The sequence below is a fragment of the Streptomyces sp. NPDC126499 genome (genome assembly GCF_040302485.1).
GTDB lineage: Bacteria > Actinomycetota > Actinomycetes > Streptomycetales > Streptomycetaceae > Streptomyces.
In genome coordinates, this window is sequence record NZ_JBEOUO010000010.1 from 210,621 (window position 1) to 233,230 (window position 22,610).

The 22,610-nt window shown below is 72.4% G+C and carries 19 protein-coding genes; 10 read left to right on the top strand and 9 right to left on the bottom strand.

The window, feature by feature from the left end:
- Positions 1–29 precede the first annotated feature (29 nt).
- The 4 genes from ABTZ91_RS17630 to ABTZ91_RS17645 all read left to right on the top strand — a co-directional run bounded on the left by ABTZ91_RS17630 (position 30) and on the right by ABTZ91_RS17645 (position 3,753).
- A complete protein-coding gene (locus ABTZ91_RS17630; RefSeq protein ID WP_352078062.1) occupies positions 30–971 on the top strand; it encodes an RluA family pseudouridine synthase in 942 nt (313 codons plus the stop codon).
- Complete coding sequence (locus ABTZ91_RS17635) at positions 968–1,465, top strand: GNAT family N-acetyltransferase (RefSeq protein WP_352078063.1); 498 nt, start codon at positions 968–970, stop codon at positions 1,463–1,465. The genes ABTZ91_RS17630 and ABTZ91_RS17635 overlap by 4 nt, the downstream gene beginning before the upstream one ends.
- Before the next feature lie 95 nt (positions 1,466–1,560).
- The gene (locus ABTZ91_RS17640; RefSeq protein WP_352078064.1) at positions 1,561–3,147 is read left to right on the top strand and encodes a Na+/H+ antiporter; all 1,587 of its coding nucleotides are present in this window, start codon (positions 1,561–1,563) and stop codon (positions 3,145–3,147) included.
- 36 nt (positions 3,148–3,183) lie between these two features.
- Entirely contained in the window at positions 3,184–3,753 is a 570-nt protein-coding gene (locus ABTZ91_RS17645) for a dienelactone hydrolase family protein (RefSeq protein ID WP_352078065.1), read from the top strand.
- Between the two features lie 80 nt (positions 3,754–3,833).
- Here the strand turns inward: ABTZ91_RS17645 and ABTZ91_RS17650 are convergent, their stop codons facing one another.
- A complete protein-coding gene (locus ABTZ91_RS17650; protein WP_352078066.1) occupies positions 3,834–4,811 on the bottom strand; it encodes a zinc metalloprotease in 978 nt (325 codons plus the stop codon).
- A gap of 359 nt (positions 4,812–5,170) precedes the next feature.
- Positions 5,171–6,820 (bottom strand): alkaline phosphatase D family protein, encoded by a 1,650-nt coding sequence (locus ABTZ91_RS17655; RefSeq protein WP_352078067.1) that lies wholly within the window; start codon positions 6,818–6,820, stop codon positions 5,171–5,173.
- A 193-nt stretch (positions 6,821–7,013) separates the two neighbouring features.
- Here ABTZ91_RS17655 and ABTZ91_RS17660 point away from each other — a divergent pair, with 193 nt between their 5' ends.
- The gene (locus ABTZ91_RS17660; protein ID WP_352078068.1) at positions 7,014–8,609 is read left to right on the top strand and encodes a PQQ-binding-like beta-propeller repeat protein; all 1,596 of its coding nucleotides are present in this window, start codon (positions 7,014–7,016) and stop codon (positions 8,607–8,609) included.
- A 180-nt stretch (positions 8,610–8,789) separates the two neighbouring features.
- On the opposite strand, the gene ABTZ91_RS17665 is transcribed toward ABTZ91_RS17660, so the two are convergent.
- From ABTZ91_RS17665 to ABTZ91_RS17675, 3 genes are all read right to left on the bottom strand, one after another.
- Complete coding sequence (locus ABTZ91_RS17665) at positions 8,790–9,605, bottom strand: DsbA family protein (protein ID WP_352078069.1); 816 nt, start codon at positions 9,603–9,605, stop codon at positions 8,790–8,792.
- 130 nt (positions 9,606–9,735) lie between these two features.
- Positions 9,736–10,446 carry a hypothetical protein gene (locus ABTZ91_RS17670; RefSeq protein WP_352078070.1) on the bottom strand — a complete coding sequence of 237 codons (711 nt, stop codon included), beginning with the start codon at positions 10,444–10,446 and terminating at the stop codon, positions 9,736–9,738.
- A 173-nt stretch (positions 10,447–10,619) separates the two neighbouring features.
- Complete coding sequence (locus ABTZ91_RS17675) at positions 10,620–11,945, bottom strand: DUF2252 domain-containing protein (protein WP_352078071.1); 1,326 nt, start codon at positions 11,943–11,945, stop codon at positions 10,620–10,622.
- A 181-nt stretch (positions 11,946–12,126) separates the two neighbouring features.
- Between ABTZ91_RS17675 and dnaE the strand changes: the two genes are divergently transcribed.
- A complete protein-coding gene (dnaE, locus tag ABTZ91_RS17680; protein ID WP_352078072.1) occupies positions 12,127–15,666 on the top strand; it encodes a DNA polymerase III subunit alpha in 3,540 nt (1,179 codons plus the stop codon).
- Positions 15,667–15,769: 103 nt separating this feature from the next.
- On the opposite strand, the gene ABTZ91_RS17685 is transcribed toward dnaE, so the two are convergent.
- Entirely contained in the window at positions 15,770–15,940 is a 171-nt protein-coding gene (locus tag ABTZ91_RS17685) for a hypothetical protein (RefSeq protein ID WP_352078073.1), read from the bottom strand.
- Positions 15,941–16,188: 248 nt separating this feature from the next.
- Here ABTZ91_RS17685 and ABTZ91_RS17690 point away from each other — a divergent pair, with 248 nt between their 5' ends.
- The 4 genes from ABTZ91_RS17690 (at position 16,189) to ABTZ91_RS17705 (ending at position 20,171) form a co-directional block, all read left to right on the top strand.
- A complete protein-coding gene (locus tag ABTZ91_RS17690) occupies positions 16,189–17,529 on the top strand; it encodes an NYN domain-containing protein (protein ID WP_352078074.1) in 1,341 nt (446 codons plus the stop codon).
- Between the two features lie 20 nt (positions 17,530–17,549).
- A complete protein-coding gene (locus tag ABTZ91_RS17695) occupies positions 17,550–18,521 on the top strand; it encodes an ABC transporter ATP-binding protein (protein ID WP_352078150.1) in 972 nt (323 codons plus the stop codon).
- 124 nt (positions 18,522–18,645) lie between these two features.
- The gene (locus tag ABTZ91_RS17700) at positions 18,646–19,452 is read left to right on the top strand and encodes an ABC transporter permease (RefSeq protein WP_407077972.1); all 807 of its coding nucleotides are present in this window, start codon (positions 18,646–18,648) and stop codon (positions 19,450–19,452) included.
- Between the two features lie 86 nt (positions 19,453–19,538).
- A complete protein-coding gene (locus ABTZ91_RS17705) occupies positions 19,539–20,171 on the top strand; it encodes a DUF2567 domain-containing protein (protein WP_352078075.1) in 633 nt (210 codons plus the stop codon).
- A gap of 69 nt (positions 20,172–20,240) precedes the next feature.
- Here ABTZ91_RS17705 and ybaK read toward each other — a convergent pair whose 3' ends face one another.
- The 3 genes from ybaK to ABTZ91_RS17720 are packed head-to-tail and all read right to left on the bottom strand — an operon-like array spanning position 20,241 to position 22,556.
- On the bottom strand, positions 20,241–20,738 hold the full coding sequence (gene ybaK / locus ABTZ91_RS17710) for a Cys-tRNA(Pro) deacylase (RefSeq protein ID WP_352078076.1): 498 nt from the start codon (positions 20,736–20,738) through the stop codon (positions 20,241–20,243).
- A 19-nt stretch (positions 20,739–20,757) separates the two neighbouring features.
- Positions 20,758–21,495 carry an LON peptidase substrate-binding domain-containing protein gene (locus ABTZ91_RS17715; RefSeq protein WP_345489277.1) on the bottom strand — a complete coding sequence of 246 codons (738 nt, stop codon included), beginning with the start codon at positions 21,493–21,495 and terminating at the stop codon, positions 20,758–20,760.
- A gap of 11 nt (positions 21,496–21,506) precedes the next feature.
- Positions 21,507–22,556: a hypothetical protein gene (locus ABTZ91_RS17720; protein ID WP_352078077.1), complete on the bottom strand. Its 1,050-nt coding sequence runs from the start codon at positions 22,554–22,556 to the stop codon at positions 21,507–21,509.
- Between the last annotated feature and the right edge of the window lie 54 nt (positions 22,557–22,610).

Genomic DNA, 22,610 nt, shown 5'->3' on the forward strand with positions numbered 1-22,610 from the left:
GCACCCGCCGCACAAGGCATACTCGACGGGTGAGCACGAGTCCCGAGATCCGCACGCTGCCCGTTCCCGACGGCCTGGAGGGCGAGCGCGTCGACGCCGCCATCTCCCGCATGTTCGGGTTCTCCCGTACGAAGGCGGCCGAGCTGGCCGCCGCAGGCAAGGTCCTGGTCGACGGCGCCGTCGTCGGCAAGTCCGAGCGGGTCAGCGGTGGCGCGTGGCTCGAGGTCGAGATGCCCGGCGCGCCCGCCCCGGTGCAGGTCGTGGCCGAGCCCGTGGAGGGCATGGAGATCGTCCACGACGACGACGACATCGTCGTGATCATGAAGCCGGTCGGGGTCGCCGCCCACCCCAGCCCCGGCTGGACCGGCACCACGGTGATCGGCGGCCTCGCCGCCGCCGGCTACCGCATCTCCACCTCCGGCGCCGCCGAGCGCCAGGGCATCGTGCACCGCCTCGACGTCGGCACGTCCGGCCTGATGGTGGTGGCGAAGTCGGAGTACGCGTACACGTCGCTGAAGCGCCAGTTCAAGGAGCGCACGGTCGACAAGCGCTACCACGCCCTGGTGCAGGGCCACCCGGACCCGATGAGCGGCACCATCGACGCGCCCATCGGCCGCCACCCGAACCACGACTACAAGTGGGCCGTGACCGCCGACGGCAAGGCGTCCGTGACCCACTACGACCTGATCGAGGCCTACCGGGCGGCCTCGCTGCTCGACATCAAGCTGGAGACGGGCCGCACCCACCAGATCCGGGTGCACATGTCCGCCCACCGCCACCCCTGCGTCGGCGACCTCACCTACGGCGCCGACCCGACCATGGCCAAGCGCCTCGGTCTGACCCGGCAGTGGCTGCACGCGGTGCGGCTGGGCTTCGAGCACCCCGGCGACGGGCGGTGGGTCGAGTTCTCCAGCACCTACCCGGCGGACCTGCAGACCGCCCTCGACCGGATCGCGGAGGAGAGCCGATGACGACGACAGGGACGGACGCCGAGTCCACGGAGGCCGTGGCGTACGAGGTCCGCGAGGCGCTGAAGGGCGACGACCGGGAGGCGTGCTTCGCCGTGCGCCGCGAGGTCTTCGTCGAGGAGCAGGGCGTTGCGCAGGAGATCGAGTACGACACGTACGACGAGACCGCCGTGCACGTGCTCGCGGTCCGCGCGGACGGCGTCCCGCTGGGCACCGGGCGGCTGCTGTACGGGGCGGACGCGGTCGGCAAGACCGGGGACGCCTCGGTGGGCTCCCTCGGCCGGCTCGCGGTGACCCGGGCCGCCCGTGGCCTCGGTGTCGGCGCGGCCCTGGTGCGGGCCATCGAGGACGCGGCCCGCGCACGCGGGCTCGCCGCCGTCGACCTGCACGCCCAGACGCATGCCCTCGGCTTCTACGAGCGGCTCGGGTACGAGGCGTACGGTCCCGAGTTCCCGGACGCGGGCATCGCGCACCGGGCCATGCGCAGAGCCCTGTAGCCGGAGGCGGCCGGAGGCCCCCGCGCCGGTGGTGCGGTCCCTCCGGCGCCCGCCCCCTGAGGGGTGAAAACGGGCATACGTGGCAGGGTAGGGCCGTGGATCAATTGGCCCTGTTGTTCTTGCTGCTGCTCGGCGCCGTGCTGACCGTTCCGCTCGGGGACCGGCTCGGGCTGCCGGCGCCGGTCCTGATGACCCTCGTCGGGATCGTGCTGGCCTTCCTGCCCTTCGTACCGAACGTCGACATCCCGCCGGAGTACATCCTCCCGCTGGTGCTGCCGCCGCTGCTCTACGCCTCGGTGCAGCGCACCTCCTGGCGGCAGTTCGCGGCGAACAGACGGCCGATCTTCCTGCTCGCGGTGGCCCTGGTCTTCGTCACCACGGCCGCCGTCGGCGCGGTCGCGAACGCGCTGGTGCCGGGCATCCCGCTGGCCGCCGCGCTCGCGCTCGGGGCCCTGGTGGCGCCGCCCGACCCGGTCGCGGCGACCGCCGTCGCCGGATCGCTCGGGCTGCCCCGGCGGCTCGTGTCGATCCTGGAGGGCGAGGGGCTCTTCAACGACGTCACCGCGATCGTGCTCTACCACGTGGCGATCACCGCCGTGGTCAGCGGGGAGTTCTCCTGGCCGGAGGCGCTCGGGCAGCTCGTGCTGTCCGCCGTCGTGGCGGTCGTGGCCGGCCTGGCCCTCGGCTGGACCGCGAACAAGCTGATGGGCTTCCTCGGCGACGCCACGCTGCAGACCGGGCTCACCCTCCTCGTGCCGTTCGTCGCCTACGTCCTCGCCGAGGAACTGCACGGCTCCGGGGTCCTCGCGGTGCTCGTGACGGCGCTGTTCCTCGCCGAGCACGCGCTCGACGCCGACGACGTGATGGGGCGGCTGGCCGGGCAGACCTTCTGGGAGGTCGTCGACACGCTGGTCACCGGCATCGCCTTCGGGCTCATCGGCCTGGAGCTCATCCATGTCTTCGGCATCGCCGACGAGCGCGGCTGGGAGATGCTCGGCTGGGGCGCGGCCGTCGTCGGCGTCGTGGTGGGCGTCCGGCTGCTGTGGCTGCTGCCCGCGACCTGGCTGGCGAAGCGGCTGCACACCCGCCGTGACTACGCCGAGGAGATCCCGACCAGCTGGCGCGAGACCGTCGTCATGTGGTGGTCTGGGATGCGCGGGGTGGCCTCGGTCGCGCTGGCGCTCGCCATCCCGCTGCGCACGGACGACGGTTCGCCCTTCCCCGGCCGCGACGAGCTGATCTTCATCGCCTTCTGCGTGATCATCGCCACGCTGGTGGTGCAGGGGCTCACCCTGCCCTGGCTGGTGCGCCGGCTCGGTGTGCAGGCCGACACGGACGCCGAGCGCGCCTTCGAGCGGGAGCTCGCGCTGCGGGCGGCGAAGGCGGCCAAGCACCGGCTGAAGCAGATCGAGGAGCAGGAGGAGCTGCCGGAGGAGGTCGCCGAGCGGCTGCTGCGCGGGGCCTTCGACATCGGGGCGCGGATCAGCCCGGACGTGCTGGACGAGGAGCGGCGGGCCGCGTTCGCGCAGCGGGTCGAGCGGCTGAAGGCCGTCCAGCGGATCCAGCGGGAGATGATGTCGGCGGCCCGCCACGCGGTCCTCTCGGCGCGCAGCGAACCGGGGGCCGACCCGGAGGTGGTGGACAGGGTGCTGCGCCAGCTGGACGTGCGCAGCATGCGCTAGACGGCCGTCGCTTTCCCGGGTGGCAGGATGGGCCGCATGGACATCATGCTTTTCCACTCGGCGTACGGCCTGACCCCCGCGGTGGAGGCCGCGGCCGAGCGGCTGCGGGCCGCCGGGCACCAGGTGTGGACGCCGGACCTCTTCGACGGCCGGACGGTCACGACGGTCGAGGAGGGCATGGCGCTGCGGGACGGGATCGGCAAGGACGAGCTGCTTCGCCGGGCGGTCATGGCCGCGGCCCCGTACTCGGAGCGCGGACTGGTCTACATGGGCTTCTCGTTCGGCGCCTCGGTGGCGCAGACCCTGGCGCTGGGCGACGAGAAGGCCCGGGGGCTGCTGCTGATCCACGGCACCTCGGACATCGCGGAGTCGGCGTCGGTGGACGAGCTGCCGGTGCAGCTGCACGTGGCCGAGCCCGATCCGTTCGAGACGGACGAGTGGCTGTCGTCCTGGTACCTGCAGATGCGCAAGGCCGGTGCGGACGTGGAGGTCTACCGCTACCGGGGTGCCGGGCACCTGTACACCGACCCGGACCTGCCGGACTGGGACGCGGAGGCGGCCGAGCGGACCTGGGCGGTGGCGCTGGGCTTCCTCGACAGTCTGTAGGAGGCGGCCGCCGGTCGTGCGAAGGGGTGTGGCCCCCGGGGGAATCCCCGGGGGCCACACCCTTGTCTCCGGACGGTCCGTCAGGCGCGGTACGCGACCCAGTGGTCGTTCATGCGGGTCACCTGGCCCGTGGTGAACTGGTACATGCAGGCGTCGTACGTGTAGTCCATGAAGTTGTGGATCGGGTCCACACCGGCCTTGGAGGCGCAGGAGTCACGGCCGGTCGGGCACTCGTAGGCCGGGCTCTTCTCGGCCGGGGTGTCGGCGACGTAGTCGCCGTTGCCGGTGCAGCCGCCCTGGAAGGTGTGGTAGAGGCCCATCCAGTGGCCGACCTCGTGGGTGGCGGTGTCGCCCTGGTTGTAGTTGGCCGCCGAGCCGCCCGGCAGGGAGGCGTCGAGGAGGACGACGCCGTCCATGGTCGGGTTGGACTGGTACGAGGACGGGAAGGTCGCCCAGCCGAGCAGGCCGCCGCTGAGGTTGGCGGTGTAGATGTTCAGCGCGTTCGCGCCGCCCTGGCGGAGGGTCTGCTTCATCTGCTTCTCGGCGGTGGAGCCGGAGGACAGGTTGTACCAGGTGGGGTTGTCCGTGTAGGTGGTCGCCGCCAGGCTGAACTGGAAGCCCGTGTTCACGTTGCCGGTGCCCTGGCCGCCGAAGGCCGAGTTGAGCACGGCCATCTGGTTGTTGATGTCCGTGGCGGAGAGCTTGCCCGTCGCCCCGCTGTGGATGACGTGGAAGTAGACGGGGATGGTGGCCGCGGCGGTGCCGGCGGAGGCGGTGGCGCGGCCGGCGGCGCGGGCCTCGGCCACTCTCTTCTTCAGGTCCTCGTCCATGGCCTTGGCCTGGGCGGCGGTGACCTCGTTGGGCTCGGCCTTGGTGGCGTTGCCCTTGGCCTTGCGGGCGCCGGACAGGGCCTCGTGGTCATGGGCGTCGTGGCTGTCCACGCACTCCTCGGCGGCGGCCAGAGTGGTGGTGGTCGACGGGGCCGCCACCGGGGCGGAGAGCGGGGCCAGGGCCAGGGTTCCGGCCATGACGGCGGTGCCGAGCAGACGACGTGACATACGCGGCGATATACGGACAAGAGCACGCACGGGTGACTCCTCGCGGGGGGTGGTGGAGAGGTACTTCCTCGCCACGGCGGGGAGATTACGCGTCCATGTCAGGCTGCGTTGAGGAGTGATCAAGCCCAATCATTCATCGGGCAAAACGGTGCATCGGGAAGAAAAACTTGCGCCGATTCCGGAGTTTGAGATGTGGACGTAACAGAAGAGACGTCAAAGGCGGGTGGTGTGTCCGGATTCGATGCTCCGAACACGCCACCCGCCGTCGCTGTGTGATCTCCCGTTAACAGGAGAGATCATGGCTGAAAATCGTCGTATAGATGTCCGAGGGGTGTCCGATGGTCGTCCCTCGGTGTCCGTCAGTGGACCGGCTGGTACACCCGCTCGACACGCTGCGTTCCGTTCAGCGTCCGGTAGGAACGCGTCCAGGCCGTCGTCGCGTCCCGGTCCGCACGGTCGGAGACCGTGTAGTAGTCCATCTGCGAGCGCTCCGCGGTCACGTCGAGCACCCCGTAGCCGTGGTGGTCCATGTCCACCCACTTCACATGCCGGTTGGCGGTCCTGATCGCCCCGGACGCCACCACCGAGACCGTGCCCGGCGCCACGTGCAGCAGGTCGTCCAGGTTGTCCGAGGTCACCGAGGTCACCACGAACTCCGTCGCGGCCGACCCCGACAGCGGATACGTCGACGCCTTCACCGGCACGTCGTTGGCCCAGGCCATGTGGATGTCACCGGTCAGGAACACCGTGTTTCGGATGCCCCGGTCCGTCAGATGCCGCAGCAGCTCCCTGCGGTCGTCCGTGTAGCCGTCCCACTGGTCGACGTTGACGGCGATGCCCTCCTTGGGCAGCCCGAGCAGCTCGGCCAGCGGGCCGAGGAGATCCGCCGGGAGCGCGCCGAAGGCGACCGGCGAGATCATCACCGAGGTGCCGACCAGCTGCCAGGTCGCGTCCGAGGCGGCCAGCCCCGACTTCAGCCAGTCCAGCTGCGCCCGCCCGGTCAGGGTGCGCTCCGGGTCGTCCACCGCGCCGCTGCCCACGCCCGACTGCCGCGAGCGGAACGAGCGCAGGTCGAGCAGATGCAGATCGGCCAGCCGGCCGAAACGAAGCCGCCGGTAGACCGTGCCCTCGGTCGAGGTGCGCACCGGCATCCACTCGAAGTAGGCCTGCTTGGCCGCCGCCACCCGGTCCGCCCAGGCACCCTCGGCGCCCGCCGTGTGGTTCTCCGCCCCGTCCGACCAGGCGTCGTTGGCGAACTCGTGGTCGTCCCAGATCGCGACGACCGGATGGGCCGCGTGCAGGGCCTGGAGATCGGCGTCCGTCTTGTACGTGGCGTGCCGCAGGCGGTAGTCGGCCAGCGAGACGATCTCGTGGGCCGGCCGGTGCTGCCGGACGGTGTACTTCGCGGCCGGATAGGAGCCGGTCCCGTACTCGTAGACGTAGTCGCCGAGATGGAGGACCGCGTCCAGGTCCGTGCGGGCGGCCAGGTGGCGGTAGGCGGAGAAGTACCCCGCCTCCCAGTTGGCGCAGGACACCACCCCGAAGCGGACGCCCGGCGCGGCCGCGTCGACCGCCGGCGCGGTGCGGGTGCGGCCCTCGGCGGAGACGATCCCGTCCGCGGTGAACCGGAACCAGTAGGACGTGGCCGGGCGCAGACCCCGCACGTCCACCTTCACGGTGTGGTCGGAGGCGGCGGTGGCGAGGGTCGTGCCGCTCGCCACGGTCCGGGTGAAGGAGCGGTCCTCGGACAGCTCCCAGCCGACCGTGACGTCGGGGCCGAGGCCGGAGCCGGGCAGGGCGTCGGGGGTGGGGGTGACGCGCGTCCACAGCAGGACGCCGTCGGGCAGCGGGTCGCCCGAGGCGACTCCGTGGAGGAACTGCGGGGCCCCGGACTCCGCGAGCGCGGTCGGGGCGGTGGCCACCAGCGCCGGGGTCATGACGGCCGTCACTGCGGCGGCCTTCACGACGGTACGGCGACTGGGAGCGGATATGAGCTTACGACTGGTCACGGGCCGTCAGATTACCGACTGGTATGACGAACGGGCAGGGGAGCGGGAAAAGTTCGCCAACTCTTCGCGGCGGGTTTCGGTCCGGCCACGGGTCACCTCCCGTCACGGGCCCCGTCCGGCCACGGGCCACGGCGGGCCTGGCTAACCTGACTGCGCACCAGATCCTTCATCGGCAGCGGGGGGAACGAATCCGATGACCCATCAGCCCTGGTACGACCACCGTCCCCGGCAAGGGCCGGTGCCGGACAACCCGTACGCCTCCGGGGGACCCGGGGACGCCCGGCACACCGGCCCGGCGCATCCCGGCCCGGCGCATCCCGGCCCCGGCTTCGGACCGTGGCCCGGCCCCGGGGGGCCGCCGCCCCGCCGACGGCGGCCCGGCCGGGCCCCGCTGCTCGCCGCCGTACTCGCCCTGCTGCTGGTCGCGGCCGGCGGCGCGTACCTCTGGAAGGACCGTGCGGCGGACCGGCGCCGCACCGACGCCAAGCCCGGTCCGACCGCCACCGCGAGCCCGAGCGCCCGCCCGCCGCGCACCACCGCGCCGGTGCCGGAGGCGCAGCGGATCCCGACCGCCGCGGAGCTCGCGGCGGCCCGCAAGCCGGGGGAGGCGGCGGCCTGGATCGCCCAGGACCCGACCGACCTGCCCCGGGGCAGCACCCTCGCCCACGACCTGTGGATCGTCGGCGACACCGTCGTCCAGGCCCTGTACAAGAAGGTCACCGCCCGCCGGCTGAGCGACGGCACCGAACTGTGGAGCGTCCCGCTGCCCCACCCCGTCTGCGAGACGCCCGTCGACACCACGCCCGACGGGCGGGTCGTCGTCGTCCACCGCAACCGCGACTCCCAGCAGGGCAGCCGCTGCAACCAGATGCGGATGATCGACCTGCGCACCGGCCGCCAGGGCTGGCACAAGGAGCTCGTCCAGACCGGCACGCTGGACAGCACGATCATCGTGCACACCGCCGTCAGCGGGGACACCGTCGCCGTCGTGCAGAACATGAAGGCCGCCGCCTACCGGATCTCCGACGGCGCCAGGCTCTACGACATCCCCAAGGAGGACCCGGGCGGCTGCTACCCCGACGACGTCGCCGGCGGCCGGCGGCTCCTGGTGACCGCCACCTGCGCGCTCGGCGCCGAGGGCAGGGCGTACAGCCGGATCCGCTCCCTCGACCCGGCCACCGGCAAGGTGCTGTGGCGCCACGACACCCCGAGGGGCCGCAAGCTCGGCAAGGTCCTCTCGGTCGAACCCGCCGTCATCACCACGCTCGACGCCCAGGTGTACGCCGAGGACTGGCGGGTGGTCGCCCTCGGGTCCGACGGCCGGGTCCGCGGCACTGTCGACGCGCGGGGCAAGGGCTTCGAGCACTGCGCCGACGCCGGGGACGCGGGCGAGGGCGTCCAGAACTGCCCCGGAGCGGTCGTCGGCCCGAACACCGTCTTCCTCGGCACCGAGAGCAAGCTCGGCGCCTACGACCTGACCACCGGGAAGCTCCTCTGGGGCGTGCGGGAGAACACCGGCCGCAGGCTGTACCCGCTGAGCGCCGCCGGGCCCGCGGCCGTCGTCTACGAGGCGGCCACCCCCAGCCGGCCGGGCCTGGTCCGGCGGATCGGCCCGGGAGCGGAGAAGGCGGTCCTGCTGCTGCGGCACCCCGAGGCGGCGAGGAAGCAGGAGTACGACACCTTCGCCGGGAAGCTGGCCTACGCGAAGGACCGGCTCGTCGTCGGCCCGAACATGGTCAGCGGCGACGACGACCGGCCCGTGCCCCGGCTGCTCTCCTTCGCGCCCTGACCGGTGCCGCCCTACCGGTGCCGCCTCGTCCGGGTGCCGCCCTGACCGGTGCCGCCTCGTCCGGGCGCCGTCTCGGCCGGTGCCGCGTCGGGCGGGCGCCCCGGGCCGGTCCGGACTGGCCCGAGACGGGCCCGCGCCCCGATCCGGACCGGCCCGGGACGCGCCCGCGCTCCGATCCGGTCAGCCCTTCAGGGCCTTCGTCAGGGCCGTGTTGAACTCGTCCACCGTCAGCGGCGGGTTGTCGCTGCCCTCGGCGGTCAGCTTCTTCCCGTCCATCTTCAGGGTCGGCGTGGCCCCGACCCCGCTGGCGTCGAACGCCTTCGACATCTTCATCGCCCAGGCGTCGAAGGTGCCGTTCTCCACGTCCTTCCTGAACTCCGCGTTGTCCTTCAGGGCCGGGACCGAGTCCGCCACCTCCAGGAGGTAGGAGTCCTTGGCGAACTTGTCCTGGCTCTCCTCGGGGTGGAACTTCGTCGAGTACAGCGCCGCCTTGTACTTCAGGAAGGCCTCGGGGCTCACGTTCAGCGCGGCGCCGAGGGCGGAGAGGGCGTTCTTCGAGCCCTCGCCCTGGTCGGCGTTGTCGATGAAGGTCGCGCCCACGTACTTGAGCTTGTACTTGCCGTCGGTGACGTCCTTGTCGACGGTGGCGCCCACGTTCTGCTCGAAGGTCGCGCACACCGGGCAGCGCGAGTCCTCGTAGATCTCCAGGGTCTTCTTGGCCTCCGGCTTGCCGATGACGACCGTGGTGCCGTTCTCGCCCTCGGTGTTCTTCGGGGCCGTGACGTTCTTCGCGTCCGCCGCCGTCTCCCACGCGGACGGCTTGCCGGCCTGGACGACGGCGTAGCCGACGCCGCCGGCGACGGCGAGGACGCCCACCGCGGTTGCGGCGACGATCATCTGGCGGCGGGCCTTCTCCTTCTTGGCCTGCCGCTCCCGCTCGATCCGCAGCCGCTCGCGGGCGGCTGCCTTGTTGGCCTGGCTGTTGCGCTTGCTCATGGTCGTGCTCTCCGTGACTGAGGAGGTGGAAAAGGGGACTGCCGACCGACCCGGCCCGGCCCGGAGAAGGCCCCGGTCCAGACGAGGGCGGGGGCGGGGGCAGGGGCGGCGGCGCGAGGGAGCGCGGGCGTCACGCCGGAGCGGGACGCCACGGGCTCGCGCCGCCGGGCGGTCCCCGCCGCCCCACGGAGTGCACGAGCAGCCGGGTGCGCGAGCGGCGCGGCCGCCCGGCGACGTGCCCGGTGCGCCGGGGGCCGGCCCCGGTCCCCGAGGCGCGGAAGAAGGCCGTCACCAGCAGCAGCGGCCGGAACGCGAAGGCGACCGCCGCCCGCAGCAGCCGGGCCAGGGCGCGCTCCCCGCCGCGCAGCCAGGAGGCCGCCGCGAGCCCGACCGCCACATGGGCGGCGAGCAGCAGCCACGGCACGGCCGGATCGGGCGAGCTCAGCAGGCCGGCCGCGGTGCCGCTCCCGGCGGCCGCCACACCCGGCAGCGGGGCGCCGACGGCCCCGCCGCACAGCGCGTCCACGTCCAGGCCCACCGTGCGCAGCGAACCGGCGACCGGCCCGCCGGCGGGGCCGTAACAGGCCACCTGCCCACTGGTGAAGAACGTGTCGGCGGCCAGCTCCAGCGGCACGAGCAGCCCGGCGATCGGGCCGAAGCCGCGCTCGCGGCCGGCCAGCGCGTACGCCGCGGCGAAGACCGCCACCGCGACCGGGACCACCGTCCCGACCGGCAGCGGCACACCGGAGAGCAGGACATGCGAGGCCACGGACAGCGTCACGACCAGTGCCGTGAAGAACGCCGCCCGGAGGGCTCTCAGCTGGATTCCTGCCATGTCCATCGCCGTGGAAGTGTGCCATGCCCGGCCGTAAGACGTCCCTAAGACCGAGCTGTGAGAGACCCCGGGGGACCCACGGGGTCTCCCGGACCCCAGGAGTCCCAGCAGTCCCGCCGAGCCCCGGGAGTCGCCGGAGCCTCAGGAGTCCCCGGAGCCCCGGGAGTCCCGCGCCGTCCCTACAGTCCCGGTATCCGGCCGTTGCGGAACAGGTCGACGAAGATCTGGTGGTCGGCACGCGCGCGTGCGCCGTACGCGTGCGCGAAGTCCACCAGGAGCTCGGCGAAGCCCTCCTCGTCCGCCGCGATCGCCGCGTCGATGGCCCGCTCCGTGGAGAACGGCACCAGCGAGTGGCCGCTGGAGTCGTCCGCCGCCGCGTGCATCGTCGCCGTCGCCCGGCCGAGGTCGGCGACCGTGGCCGCGATGTCCTTAGGGTCGTCGATGTCCGACCAGTCCAGGTCCACCGCGTACGGGGAGACCTCCGCGACCAGCTGCCCGGCCCCGTCCAGCTCCGTCCAGCCCAGCCACGGGTCCGCGTGCGCCTGCAGCGCCCGCTGCGAGATCACCGTGCGGTGCCCCTCGTGGTGGAAGTAGCCCCGTACCGCCGGGTCCGTGACATGGCGGGAAACCGCCGGTGTCTGCGCCTGCTTCATGTAGATGACGACGTCGTTCTCCAGGGCGTCGCTGTTGCCCTCCAGGAGGATGTTGTACGAGGGCAGGCCGGCCGAGCCGATGCCGATGCCGCGCCGCCCCACGACGTCCTTGACCCGGTACGAGTCCGGGCGGGCCAGGCTCGACTCGGGCAGCGTCTCCAGATAGCCGTCGAAGGCGGCCAGGACCCGGTAGCGGTCGGCCGCGTCCAGCTCGATCGAGCCGCCGCCGGCCGTGAAGCGGCGCTCGAACTCGCGGATCTCCGTCATGGAGTCCAGCAGCCCGAACCGGGTCAGCGAGCGGGCCTCGCGCAGCGCGTCCAGCAGGGCGCCCTCGGCCGTGTCCAGGGTGAACGGCGGCAGCTCGTCGTTCTTCGCGCCGGTCGCCAGGGCGTGGATCCGCTCCCGGTAGGCGGCGGCGTAGACCCGCACCAGGTGGGTGATCTGCGCGTCGCCGAGCGCCTTGCCGTAGCCGATGAGCGCCAGGGACGCGGCGAGCCGCTTGAGGTCCCAGGTGAAGGGCCCGACGTACGCCTCGTCGAAGTCGTTGACGTTGAAGATCAGCCGGCCGGTGGCGTCCATGTACGTGCCGAAGTTCTCGGCGTGCAGATCGCCGTGGATCCACACCCGGCCGGTCCGCTCGTCCAGATACGGCCCGCCGTGCGCCTCGCGCTCCAGGTCCTTGTAGAACAGGCACGCCGTGCCCCGGTAGAAGGCGAAGGCGGATCCGGCCATCTTCCGGAACTTGACCTTGAAGGCGGCCGGGTCGGCGGCGAGCAGCTCGCCGAAGGCGGTGTCGAAGACGGCGAGGATCTGCTCACCGCGCTCGGCGGCGGTGGGCTGGGGGACCGACATCGAAGGTGCCTCCTGGTACGGGATGCGGGCGAGCCATGGCTCAAAATAGGTGCATGACAAATGGGACAGGTGTTCCCTGTCTCCCAACGCGCGACGGTACCGCTCCGTGCCCGGTCTCTGTCGGCCGAGCGACGTAGACTTCCACGCTGTCCCCCCAGGAATCCGTTCGGAGGCATCCCCCGTGACCAAGCCGCCCTTCACGCACCTCCACGTCCACACCCAGTACTCCCTGCTGGACGGTGCCGCGCGGCTCAAGGACATGTTCAACGCGTGCAACGAGATGGGCATGACCCATATCGCCATGTCCGACCACGGCAACCTCCACGGGGCCTACGACTTCTTCCACTCCGCGAAGAAGGCCGGCGTGACCCCGATCATCGGCATCGAGGCCTATGTCGCCCCGGAGTCCCGCCGCAACAAGCGGAAGATCCAGTGGGGCCAGCCGCACCAGAAGAAGGACGACGTCTCGGGTTCGGGTGGTTACACCCACAAGACGATCTGGGCGGCGAACGTCACCGGTCTGCACAACCTCTTCCGGCTCTCCTCCGACGCCTACGCCGAGGGCTGGCTCCAGAAGTGGCCGCGTATGGACAAGGAGACCATCTCCAAGTGGTCGGAGGGCCTGATCGCCTCCACCGGCTGCCCCTCCGGCGAGCTGCAGACCCGGCTGCGCCTCGGCCAGTTCGACGAGGCCCTGAAGTCGGCCTCCGAATACCAGGACATCTTCGGCAAGGACCGCTACTTCCTGGAGCTGATGGACCACGGCATCGAGATCGAGCGCCGGGTCCGCGACGGGCTCCTGGAGATCGGCAAGAAGCTCGGCATCCCGCCGCTGGTCACCAACGACTCGCACTACACCTACGCCCACGAGGCCACGGCCCACGACGCCCTGCTCTGCATCCAGACCGGCAAGAACCTCTCCGACCCGGACCGCTTCAAGTTCGACGGCACCGGCTACTACCTGAAGTCCACGGAGGAGATGTACGCCATCGACTCCTCGGACGCCTGGCAGGAGGGCTGCCGCAACACGCTCCTGGTCGCGGAGCAGGTCAGCACCGACGGCATGTTCGAGGCCAAGAACCTCATGCCGAAGTTCGACATCCCCGAGGGCTACACCGAGGTCAGCTGGTTCCGCGAGGAGACCATGCGGGGCATGCACCGCCGCTTCCCGGACGGCATCCCCGAGGACCGCATGCGGCAGGTCGAGTACGAGATGGACACCATCATCTCGATGGGCTTCCCCGGCTACTTCCTCGTCGTCGCCGACTTCATCATGTGGGCGAAGAAGCAGGGCATCGCCGTCGGCCCCGGCCGAGGCTCCGCGGCCGGTTCCATCGTCGCGTACGCCCTCGGCATCACCGACCTCGACCCGATCCCGCACGGCCTGATCTTCGAGCGCTTCCTCAACCCCGAGCGCATCTCCATGCCCGACGTCGACATCGACTTCGACGAGCGCCGGCGCGTCGAGGTGATCCGGTACGTGACCGAGAAGTACGGCGCCGACAAGGTCGCCATGATCGGCACGTACGGAAAGATCAAGGCCAAGAACGCGATCAAGGACTCCGCCCGCGTCCTCGGCTACCCGTACGCCATGGGCGACCGGATCACCAAGGCCATGCCCGCCGACGTCCTCGGCAAGGGCATCGACCTCGACGGCATCACCAACCCCTCCCACCCCCGCTACAGCGAGGCGGGCGAGGTCCGGGCGATGTACGAGAACGAGCCGGACGTCAAGAAGGTCATCGACACCGCCAAGGGCGTCGAGGGCCTGGTCCGCCAGATGGGCGTGCACGCCGCCGGCGTGATCATGTCCAGCGAGACCATCACCGAGCACGTACCCGTCTGGGTCAGGCACACCGACGGCGTCACCATCACCCAGTGGGACTACCCGAGCTGCGAGTCGCTCGGCCTGCTCAAGATGGACTTCCTCGGCCTGCGCAACCTGACGATCATGGACGACGCCGTCAAGATGGTGAAGTCCAACAAGGGGATCGACATCGATCTCCTCGCCCTCCCGCTCGACGACCCCACGACCTTCGAACTGCTCCAGCGCGGCGACACCCTCGGCGTGTTCCAGTTCGACGGCGGCCCCATGCGCTCCCTGCTCCGGCTGATGAAGCCGGACAACTTCGAAGACATCTCCGCCGTGTCCGCGCTCTACCGGCCGGGCCCGATGGGCATGAACTCGCACACGAACTACGCGCTGCGCAAGAACGGCCAGCAGGAGATCACCCCGATCCACCCCGAGCTGGAGGAGCCGCTCAAGGAGGTCCTGGACGTCACCTACGGCCTGATCGTCTACCAGGAGCAGGTGCAGAAGGCCGCCCAGATCATCGCCGGCTACTCGCTCGGCGAGGCCGACATCCTCCGCCGCGTCATGGGCAAGAAGAAGCCCGACGAGCTGGCGAAGAACTTCACCATCTTCCAGGCCGGCGCCAAGAAGAACGGCTACAGCGACGAGGCCATCCAGGCGCTCTGGGACGTCCTGGTCCCCTTCGCCGGCTACGCCTTCAACAAGGCCCACTCCGCCGCGTACGGCCTGGTCTCCTACTGGACCGCGTACCTCAAGGCGAACCACCCCGCCGAGTACATGGCGGCGCTGCTCACCTCGGTCAAGGACGACAAGGACAAGTCCGCCGTCTACCTGAACGAGTGCCGCCGCATGGGCATCAAGGTGCTCCCGCCGAACGTCAACGAGTCCGAGGCCAACTTCGCCGCCCAGGGCGACGACGTGATCCTCTTCGGCCTCACCGCCGTCCGCAACGTCGGCGCCAACGTCGTCGAGTCGATCATCAAGACCCGCAAGAGCAAGGGGAAGTACAGCTCCTTCCCCGACTTCCTCGACAAGGTCGAGGCGGTCGTCTGCAACAAGCGGACCGTCGAGTCGCTGATCAAGGCCGGCGCCTTCGACACCATGGGCCACACCCGCAAGGGCCTGGTCGCCCAGCACGAGCCCATGATCGACACCGTGGTCGCGGTCAAGCGCAAGGAGGCCGAGGGACAGTTCGACCTCTTCGGCGGGATGGGCGACGAGGACAGCAGCGAGCCCGGCTTCGGTCTCGACGTGGAGTTCTCCGACGTCGAGTGGGAGAAGTCCTACCTGCTCGCCCAGGAGCGCGAGATGCTCGGCCTCTACGTCTCCGACCACCCGCTCTTCGGCCTCGAACACGTCCTGTCCGACAAGACCGACGCCGGCATCTCCCAGCTCACCGGCGGCGAGCACGCCGACGGCGCGGTCGTCACCATCGGCGGCATCATCTCCGGCCTCCAGCGGAAGATGACCAAGCAGGGCAACGCCTGGGCGATCGCCACCGTCGAGGACCTGGCCGGCTCCATCGAGTGCATGTTCTTCCCCGCCACCTACCAGCTGGTCTCCACCCAGCTGGTCGAGGACGCCGTCGTCTTCGTCAAGGGCCGCCTCGACAAGCGCGAGGACGTCCCCCGGCTCGTCGCCATGGAGCTGATGGTCCCGGACCTGTCCAACGCGGGCACCAACGCGCCGGTCGTCCTCACCATCCCGACGGTCAAGGTCACCCCGCCGATGATCAGCCGGCTCGGCGAGATCCTCCAGCACCACAAGGGCAACACCGAGGTCCGCATCAAGCTCCAGGGACCGCGCTCGACCACCGTGCTGCGGCTCGACCGGCACCGCGTCCAGCCCGACCCCGCCCTCTTCGGCGACCTCAAGGTCCTCCTCGGACCCTCCTGCCTGGCCGGCTGACCCGGCCGCCGGACCGCCGAGTCCACCCGGGCCCTTTGGCCCGGCGCGCACGCGCAAGGGGCGCGCCCGTCGTCACGGGCGCGCCCCTTTGCCATGGGTCGCGTCAGTTGTGGCCGAAGCGCTTCTGACGACCCTTGCGTGCCATGTCGCCCGGGGTCACCTGGGCGGCGCGGTGCTCGGCCTGGGACTCCAGCGACGACTGCTGGGCCTGCTGCTGGCCGCGCTCGGCCTGCGAGGCGCGCTGACTGCGGTCCTGCTTACGGTTCTTGGCCATGGTGATGATGCCTCCTCGTGGGGGTCTGGGGGCCAGGGCCGCTGTCAGACTCACACACGGCAGGAAGCGTCGCATTTTGGATCATTACGGACGGTGAGGGCCGTCCCGGCGTGAGATCCGCCACGCCGATGATCCAGTTCCGGACCGCAAGCACCGCCGGGTCGGGCAGACTCGGGGAAACCCGAGCACTTCCGATCCCGAGGTTCCCGAAGAGGTTCCGAAAGAGCCGACGAGGTTCCCGAAAGAGGGTGGAACACGTGGACCGATGCGTCGTCCTGGTGGACGCCGGCTATCTGCTGGGCGCCGCCGCCAGCCTCCTCGCCGGGGAGCCGGCCCGCTCCCGGATCACCGTCGACCACGCCGCGCTCATCCAGCAGCTGCGCGAACGCGCCGAGGCCGACACCCAGCAGCCGCTGCTGCGGATCTACTGGTTCGACGGCGCCCCCGACCGCGTGCCCCAGCCCGAACACCGCAGACTCCGCGTCATGCCCCGGGTCACCGTCCGGCTCGGCGCCCTCACCCGGAGCGAAGGGCGCTGGGCCCAGAAGGGCGTCGACGCCGCCATGCACACCGAGCTGACCGAACTGGCCAGAAACCGCGCCTGCTCCGACATCGTCCTCGTCACCGGCGACGGCGATCTGCTGCCCGGCCTCATGTCCGCCAAGGAACACGGCGTCGCCGTCCACCTGTGGGCCGTCCAGGCCGCCGACGGCGACTACAACCAGTCCGAGGACCTCGTCGCCGAGGCCGACGAGCGCCGCGTCCTCGACCGGACCTGGATCACCCGGGCCGTCCGCGCCAAGGACCTCACGGGCCTGTGCGCCCCGCCGCCCGCGCCCCGCCCCGAGATCGCCGCGATCCTCTCGGCGCCCCTGCCCGAGTCGGCCCTCGCCGCCTCCGCGGAACGGGCCGCCGCGGCCGCCGCCGGCCACAACAGCGCCCACAACGGCGCCCCCCACGACCCTCGCGAGAACTCCCACCGGGACACCACCGCCACCGCCGCCCCGGCGTCCGCCCCCCGCACGGACGAACCGGCCGACGGCACAAGCGCCTCCGCGCCCGCGCACGCCAGGAACGTCCCCACCCCCAAGGACCTCGCCGCCCTGCGCGGCCCCGCCGCCCCCGCCACCCACCCGCACCCCGCGAACGCCACCCTGCGCTGGTCCTCCGACAAGGGCTGGATCGACCGGCCCCCGGCCGCCCTCGGCGAACCCCCCGAGACCGCCTCCCTGCCCACCCTCGCCCAGCTCACCAGCGCCGAACAGCGCTGGGCCGACCGCGAGGAGGACATCACCACCGTCGGCGGTGACCCCTACGAGGTCGGCCAGGTCTTCGCCCGCCGCTGGCTCGACCGGCTCCCCGAACCGGGACACATCCCCAAACTCGCCGGCATGTACCCGCGCATCCCGCACCGCATCGACGGCGAGCTGCTCCGCTACGCCGCCCGCTTCGGCCTGCTCGCGCACAAGGACGACCAGATCGACGAGCACGACCGCTACGCGATCCGGGCCGGATTCTGGCGCGAGATCGACGTCCACGCCGCCGCCCAACACGCCCCCGCGCCCGAGGAGAGCCGGGGGACCCCGTAGGCTCATCCCTCGTGAGTACGGTGTGCGTGGTGCGGGACCTGGTCAAGACGTACCCCGCCACACGCGGCAGACGCGGCGCCCCCGCCACCCCCGAGGTGCGGGCCACCGACGGGATCAGCCTCGATGTGCGCGGCGGCGAGATCTTCGGCCTGCTCGGACCCAACGGCGCCGGCAAGTCCACCCTGGTCCGCCAGCTCACCGGGCTCATGCGCCCCGACTCCGGCACCGTCCACCTCCTCGGCCACGACCTCGTGCGCCACCCCGAACGCGCCGCCCGGCTCCTCGCCTACCTCGGGCAGGAGTCCACCGCCCTCGACGAGCTGACCGTGTCCCTCGCCGCCGAGACCACCGGCCGGCTGCGCGGCCTCGGCGCCCGGGAGGCCCGCGCCGCGTGCCACGCCGTCCTCGACGAACTCGGCCTGACCGAGCTCGCCGCCCGGCCCCTGAAGAAGCTCTCCGGCGGTCAGCGCCGGCTCGCCTGCGTCGCCACCGCCCTCGTCGGCGAACGGCCCGTCCTCGTCCTCGACGAACCCACCACCGGCATGGACCCCGTCGCCCGCCGGGCCGTGTGGGCCGCCGTCGACCGGCGGCGCGCCGAGCACGGCACCACCGTGCTGCTCGTCACCCACAACGTCATCGAGGCCGAGACCGTCCTCGACCGGGTCGCCGTCCTCGACCGCGGCCGTGTCATCGCCTGCGACACCCCCGCCGGACTCAAGGAGCGGGTCGCCGGAGAGGTACGGGTCGAGCTCGTCTGGCGCGAGCGGGCCCCCCTCGACGTCCCCGAGGTCGCCGCGCTGCGCGCCTCCGCCGAGGAGTCCGGCCGCCGCTGGGTGCTCCGGCTCGCCCCCGACGAGGCCCGGGCCGCCGTCGCGGCGGTCACGGGAGGCGCCGCCTTCGCGGCCCTCGACGACTTCACGCTGGCGACCCCGAGCCTGGAGGACGTGTACCTGGCGCTGGGCGGACAGACCCGGGGGCTGGTGAAGGCATGATCCACGCGCGGGACGCCGAGTGGGACACGTGGGACGAGATGGACGAGTCGGACGACGTGCCGGACGTCAGGAGCCGGTCGAACACCAGGAGCTGGACGAGTTGAGCACCCCGCCCGCCGAGGCCCTGAGGGTCGCCGACGTCGGCGACCCGGTCCGCGACGACGCCCTGGCGGGCGCCGCGCCCCTCGCCCCGCGCGCCCGGCTGTTCCCGGCACTCGCCGCGGTCTACCGCGCCCAGCTGTCCCGGGCCCGGGTCTCCCGCATCCCGCTGCTGTTCGTGGCGACCTTCCAGTCCGTCGGGATCATGGTCCTGATGCGGGGCGTCGTCGACGGCGGCGCGGAGGCGCGGGCCGTCGTCGCCGGCTCGTCCGTCCTCGTCGTCGCCTTCGTCGCGCTCAACCTGCTCGCCCAGTACTTCGGGCAGCTGCGGGCCGGCGGCGGACTCGACCACTACGCCACCCTGCCCGTGCCGCCCGCCGCGGTGGTGCTGGGCGCCGCCGGGGCGTACGCCTCGTTCACCGTGCCCGGCACCGTCGTGACCGCGGTGATCGGCTCGGTGCTGTTCGGGCTGCCGCTCGGGCACCTGTGGATCCTCGCGGCCGTCGTGCCGTTGTCCGGGGCGGCCCTCGCCGGGCTCGGCGCGGCACTCGGCCTGCTCGCGCCCCGGCAGGAGCTCGCCACGCTCCTCGGCCAGCTCGGCATGTCGGCGGCGCTGCTGCTCGGCGTGCTCCCCGCCGACCGGCTGCCCGGCCCCATCGGCTGGGCCCGGGACCTGCTGCCCTCCACGTACGGGGTCGAGGCCCTGGCCCGTACCTTCGACACCCGGCCCGACTGGACGGCGGTCTGCCTGGACCTCGCGGTGTGCGGGGCGGTGGGCGTCGTCTCGCTGGCGGTGGCGACGTGGGCGTACCGGAGGGCGGCGGTCCGCTGACGGCCGGCCGCGGGTCCGTCGCCGGTCCGCCGTGATCCTGCCGGTCCGCTGAGGCGGCACACGGCCGCACCTGGCACGATGGCGTCGTGACCGCACCTCTGACTCCGCCGCACCAGCCGCCACCGCACGACTCCGCCTGGCCCGCGCCCGACCCGGCGCTCCCGGGCCCGGACGGCGGGCCCGGCACGGCCACCGAGCTGCGGCAGGCCGCCGTCGTGACCGTCGTCTCGGCGGTGGCCGGAGCCCTGCTCGGACTGCTGTGGCTGTGGCTCGCGCCCCGGGTCGTGCTGGTCTCCGACGGCAAGGCGGTCTTCCTGCGCGACGGCGAGGGCGAGGCGGCGATCGGGATGGACGGAACGTTTGTCCTGCTCGGTCTCGGCTTCGGCGCCCTGGCCGCGGCCCTGGTCTTCCTGATCCACCGCCACGGCGGCATCGCCCTCGTCCTGGGCCTCGCCGTCGGCGGCGTGCTCGGCTCGCTGCTCGGGTGGGGGACGGGCAGCTGGCTCGGCCCGGAGCGCGACGTCGTCGCCCACGCCAAGGCGGTCGGGCCCAACGTCTTCTTCGAGGCGCCGCTGGAGCTGCACATGGCGGCCGCGGCGGTGCTGGCCTGGCCGGTCGCCGCGATGATCGTCCACCTCGCCCTGACGGCCGTCTTCGGGCCGCGCGACCCGGAGCCCGAGGACGGGCCGTGGCCGCCGATGCCGAGCACCCAGGTCTGACCCGCAAGGGAGCCGGGGGCCGGTCCGCCGTTCGGCCCCCGCGTCCGCCGTCGCCGGCCGTCCGTCGTCTCAGCCGCGGCCGATCGGGGCCAGGACCGCGTCCGTGAGGGCCGCCAGGTCCCGCGGCGCCAGTTCGACCTCCAGGCCCCGGCGGCCCGCCGAGACGCAGATGGTCTCGTGGGCCGAGGCCGAGGAGTCCAGGACCGTGCGCAGACGCCTGCGCTGACCCAGCGGCGAGATGCCGCCGCGGACATAGCCGGTGGTCCGCTCCGCCGCCGCCGGGTCGGCCATGGCCGCCTTCTTGCCGCCGACGGCCGAGGCCAGGGCCTTCAGATCGAGCTGCCCGGCGACCGGGACCACGGCCACGGTGAGCTCGCCGTCCACGTCCGCGACGAGGGTCTTGAAGACCCGGTCGGGGGAGACGCCGAGGGCCTCGGCCGCCTCCTCGCCGTAGGAGGGCGTCGACGGGTCGTGGTCGTACGCGTGGAGCGTGAAGGGCGTGCCGGCGGTGGTCAGGGCCACCGTCGCCGGGGTGCCGCCGCTGGGCTTCTTCTGCTTCTTCGCCACGGGGGCTCTCCTCGGACGGTCAGTTCGGGCTGGTCGGGGCGCGGGTCAGCTCCACCGCCGGCAGGGACGGCAGATGCCGCAGGACCGCCGTCTCCGAGCGCAGCAGCGTCAGTTCCTCCCGCAGCCGCGTCGCCGTGTCCGGAGCCTGCAGCAGCCGCTGCTTGGCCGGGATGTCGAGGACCGCGGCGGCGGCGACCAGGTACGACACGACCGAGGGGTCGTCCGGCAGCTCGCTGGTGGTGAGGGAGCGCTCGCGGGCGCCCGCGAGGCGCTTCTGGTAGGCGCGGAAGGCGCGCAGCACGCCCTCGGCGAGGGTGCCCGCCTCGTCGCCCTGCTCCTCCGGGATCTCCTCGACCTCGGCCGTCAGGAACGGGCCGCTCGCGTCGACGGACAGCAGCTTCACCCGGGTCGTGCCGGTGGCCATCACCTCGAACCCGCCGTTCGCGCGCTCCCGGATCGACGCGGCGTCCGCGACGCAGCCGACCCGGTGGAAGGCCTGGATGGGGTCCGGGCCGAAACCGGCCGCGGGGCCCTTCTCCGGCAGCGCCGTCTGGTCGGGCAGGCCCGGGGCCGTCGGCGCGACCTCCCGTCCGTCGCGGATCGCCACGACGGCGAAGCGCCGCGGCTCGGACTCGTCCGTCTGGAGCAGCGCGCGCATCATGGCGCGATAACGCTCCTCGAAGACGTTCAAGGGCAGCACGAGGCCCGGGAACAGCACCGTGTTGAGCGGGAACAGAGGCAGACGGGCGGTGGTCACAGCGGTCAAGCCTAATGGCCGCCGGACCGGCCTCCGTCGCCCGTCCCCGCGTCCCTTCCGGGTCCGGCGCGCAGCGGCGTGCGGCGGGCCACCTGGCGTACGGCGCCGGCGCGCGCGTCCAGGAAACCGCGCAGCGGGTCCTCGGCCACCAGCGTCCACGGGAACGTGGTCGCCTGCGGCCCGATCCGCCCGAACTCGGCGAGGGCGTCGTGCCAGCGGCCCCGCTCCACCAGGACGTGGACCAGGAGGTTGCGCACCTCCGCCGAGCCCAGGTCGCCCGCCGGGTACGCGGCCGACAGCGCCAGCGCGCGGTCCGCCGCCGCGTCGATCCGCTCGCCGCCCACCCCCTGCCCCGGCGCGGGGCCGGAGAGCAGCTGCGAGAAGGCCGCCCGCACCGGCAGCGCCTGCACCAGCGAGTCGGGCAGCGCGTCCTCGGCGGCCTGCTCGGCGAAGTCGAAGCACTCGCGGTGCGAGCCGTACCACTGCGCCGACAGGTACTTCAGGGCGGCCACATGGCTGCCGTAGTGGTTCGGGGCACGCCGCACCGCCTGCTCCCACAGCGCCTCGAAGGCGGTGTGCCCGGCGTGGGTGCCGCGCGCGTGGTCCAGGGCGAGGCGCCACGGCACCGGATCGCGCGGGGCCGCCTCGGTCGCCGCGTCGATCAGCGGCCCGAGCTCGCGCAGCCGCTCGGCCCTGGCCGGCGACTCCCACGCCCTGCGGACCGCCAGCTGGGCCTTGACGAGCAGGGCGTCGGGGTCGTGCGGCGCCGCCGCGAGCCAGTGGCCGAGCCAGTCGTCCCTGCGGTACGCGAAGGCGCTCAGCCGGTTCACATAGCGGTCCCGGTCCTCCCACTGGGCGGCGTCCCGGGTGGTGGCGAGTAGCTTGGCGGCCGGCTCCGGGTCGGCGAGCGCGGCGGCGACGAGCGCCGGCGCGAGCCGCTCGTCGGGCGCGTCGAGCAGCACGTCGTCGTCCGGGGCCAGCCCGGCGGCAAGGCGCGGGCCGTGCCGGACCAAGCGGGCGGTGCCGATCAGGGCGCGGAGCAGTGACATCGTGCGAAACATTCAAAACCGCAGGTGAGGGCGGCGCCAGTGGGGCGCTGTGAAGCTTTGGTGGGG